At 24.3% G+C, this 3,360-nt stretch carries 3 protein-coding genes; 2 read left to right on the top strand and 1 reads right to left on the bottom strand.

Going from position 1 to position 3,360, the window contains the following annotated elements:
* The first annotated feature begins 90 nt into the window (after positions 1-90).
* Positions 91-390, top strand: a complete 300-nt coding sequence (locus tag B3J31_RS11730) for a hypothetical protein (protein ID WP_221856567.1) — start codon at positions 91-93, stop codon at positions 388-390.
* 277 nt (positions 391-667) lie between these two features.
* Here the strand turns inward: B3J31_RS11730 and B3J31_RS11725 are convergent, their stop codons facing one another.
* Positions 668-1,765, bottom strand: coding sequence for an ionic transporter y4hA (locus B3J31_RS11725; RefSeq protein ID WP_312351711.1), 1,098 nt, complete (start codon positions 1,763-1,765; stop codon positions 668-670).
* 1,127 nt (positions 1,766-2,892) lie between these two features.
* On the opposite strand from B3J31_RS11725, the gene B3J31_RS11720 reads away from it, so the two are divergent.
* A complete protein-coding gene (locus B3J31_RS11720) occupies positions 2,893-3,084 on the top strand; it encodes a cold-shock protein (protein ID WP_135837047.1) in 192 nt (63 codons plus the stop codon).
* Positions 3,085-3,360: the final 276 nt, after the last annotated feature.

The following is a 3,360-nucleotide window of genomic DNA, read 5'->3' as shown; positions in this document are numbered from 1 at the left end:
GGTTTTTAGGGAAGATTACAATTTCTATGTTATAATTACACATAAAGTAGAGAGTTTAATTATTATTGTGTACCTTTTAAAAAAATAAGTATGACAACTGGAAGAATTAATGATGAATTGGATAATTTAATATATTATATTAATGAATATCAAAAATCTCAATTTGCTTTAAGTAAAGCTATAAATAAAACTCAAATAGATGATGCTAATTATACTGTAGAACTTAACTTATTAGCAATAGAAGCGGTTTTTAATTTGAATCATGAATTAAAAGAAATTCTATTGCTTAATGAGAAAAATAAAAAAGAATGTATAGAAGGTTCTTTTTTATCTAAAAATTTTATAAACGATGTGAGAAATTATATTCAAAATGTAAAAAATTACGCTTAAAAGCTATTCAGAATTTTATATTATGATATTTCAAATGGGTTTGACTGTATTACAGTTGAACCTTTTTTCAAATATAATTAAGAGTTGATTTAAAAATAACCCCAAATTATCAATTGGGTGTGTCCATATAGTAATGAACTTAAGAAAAATTATCTTTTATATAAAAAATCACTCATTAACATTTCCAATCTTCTTCTATATATTTAAGAAATTTTAACATAAAACATCTAGCTAATAATTGTTTACCATCAGAAAAAACTAATAAATAATATGATTTCTAAGGTATTATTATAGTGAATAAATAAATTAAAAAAATTGATATTAATACAAATCCCTGCATAATATTAGTTTTCCCTGTTGCTAAAGAAATAGTAATAATAAATAATGACAATCCTAGTAAAATAGTTGATTTAGTATCAATACCTAAACTCATTCTTATCCCTGTAACTACAGATGTTATTGCAATTACAGGAATGCTAAGCCCAATGCTTGCTAAGGCAGAACCAAAAGCCAAATTTAAAGATGTTTGAATTTGATTATTTCTTGCTGCTCGAAAAGCTGCTAAACATTCCGGAAGAAGTACAATTCCTGCTATTATTACTCCTACTAGAGATTTTGGAGCACCTGCCCATTTTACAATATGTTCTACATCTTTTGACAGTAACTTTGCCAATAACACAACAATACCAAGACACAATATCAAAAATAAAATACTTATGTACATTTCCTTGCGTGATGGTTTTATTGGAAGTTTATGTAACGCATTATTTTTAGATAATTTATTCTCTGGAGATATAAAATAACTACGATGACGAATAGTCTGCATCATTGTAAAACCAAAGTATAAGCCTAAACTAATAATAGATACAAAAACTAATTGCATAGATGTATATTCACCTCCATTATGACTAATCGTATAATTGGGTAGAATAAGAACAAAAATAATAATAGAAGTAAGAGTAATTAATGCTGTACTTACACCCTGAAGCGTAAAATTCTGTACTTTAAATTTTATAGAGCCTATAATGATACATCCTCCTATAATTCCAGTAATAATAATCATTACAGCTGCATAAACTGTATCTCTAGCAAGCGTAATAGTTTCTAATCCTTTTGCTCCTAACATAATTGAAATAATCAAAGCGACTTCAATTATAGTAATAGCAAATGCTAAGAGAAGTGTACCAAATGGCTCTCCTACCCTATAAGCAATGACTTCTGAATGCTGTACAGCTGCAAGTACACTTCCTATGAGCAAGAAAGATAAAATAAAAGAATAAAATGCTCCAGAAAAATAGTTGTGTCCAAAATAAGTTAACCATCCAAATATTGGAATAAGGATAGTCCATACTAATAGATATATTTTTTTCTTCATAGAAGATAATAGTGTTTTTTGTAGTAATTAGGAATTAAAAATGAGTGTCCTGTTCTATATTATATACATAGAGTATAAGAAACTTTCATTTAAAAATGATGAATCTAACTAAACTTCAATAGTTTTAGACATCTAAATTTGGACATTAAAATCAAAGTGGTAATTGAATAGAAGTCTAGAAAGACTAGAAAAAATACTGAATAATCTTTGAAAAAAAAATTGAAAAATAAGAGTTCTTGAATTTTCTTATATGTAAATAAAATATTCTCAAATATAGTGATAATCTATAAAGCCATCATTAGAAATGAAAGATTATTTTATATGATACAATTTAAAATCAGGATTATTATAAATTATTTTTTACAATTAACTATGATATATTTTATACAAATAATTAGTGGGTATATTAAAAGCACCGATTTAAAATAGGAACACATTTCATATAATTTCTACAGCTTTTTTAGTTGTTATAATTATTTACATAATTATCTTCATAAATAATAAGAGTAATAATAAATTTTCAACATCGAATTGAATAATTTTTGATTTCATAAATTATAATCATATTAATTTATTATTCCTAAAAATCTATAAAATGAAATATGTTCTGAAGTATATCAAGTCAGTCAATCTATTATTCTCGGTAAAGTTTCAAGCCATTATCAACTAACATCCTTAGCTAATTCATATCATATAAATGTATTCGAATGGATTTTTCCTATAAAATTAGTCTAACAAAAAAATGTAAAGCAGTAACAGACTTTTATTTTATTTTTTTTTTGTCAAATTGTTATTTATCCAACTATTTACTTTACATTTGTATCGATATCAGAGATAAGATATTAATTAGTTACAAACTAAATTTTTTAGACATACCATTTTTTTATTTTTTTGGCAGCAAGCCTTTTACTTCTTAAAATAGTGTATTTTTTTACTTTTACTTTATACTTTTCAATATATTCAATTTCAAATTGATTTTTAATCTCAAGTATTTCACGTTAATTATCACGCGTTAAGTTGATTAATTTATTGAGAATAATAAACTATTTCTTTTTTTAGAATAGAAATAGTTCCTTTATGTATAATTATAGAAATTTTTTATTATTCTCTTTTTTAAAAAAAATATTATGCAAGAAGGTACAGTTAAGTTTTTTAACGATACAAAAGGTTTTGGTTTCATTACAATTAAAGAAACAGGAAATGAAATTTTCGTTCATACATCAAATTTAATTGATGATATTAGAGAAAATGATAAAGTTTCGTTTAAAGTAGAACAAGGGCAAAAAGGTCTTATGGCTACTAACGTTAGACGTATGTAATTAAACTTTAATAATAATATAGTAACGTAAACATCTAAATGTTTTTAAACTAAAATATTATTTAAAACATCATACAAGGCTGATTCTATAAAGGAATTCAGCCTTTTTTCATTCAAAATACCAACTGTATATTTACATGCTGTGTTTGAATTGTAAAATGTATTATAAACTTTTAATTGTTTTTTAATAGTTCATGTGACTTTTGGAAAAGCTTTAATGCAGATTAAATTATTGTAAAAAGTATTATAAAAATGGGTAGTATCTTACTAACTGTGT

Source organism: Clostridium sp. UBA5988 (assembly GCF_002435615.1).
In the GTDB taxonomy this organism is placed as follows: domain Bacteria; phylum Bacillota; class Clostridia; order Clostridiales; family Clostridiaceae; genus Clostridium_J; species Clostridium_J sulfidigenes.
This window is presented reverse-complemented; position numbering and strand designations above follow the sequence as displayed.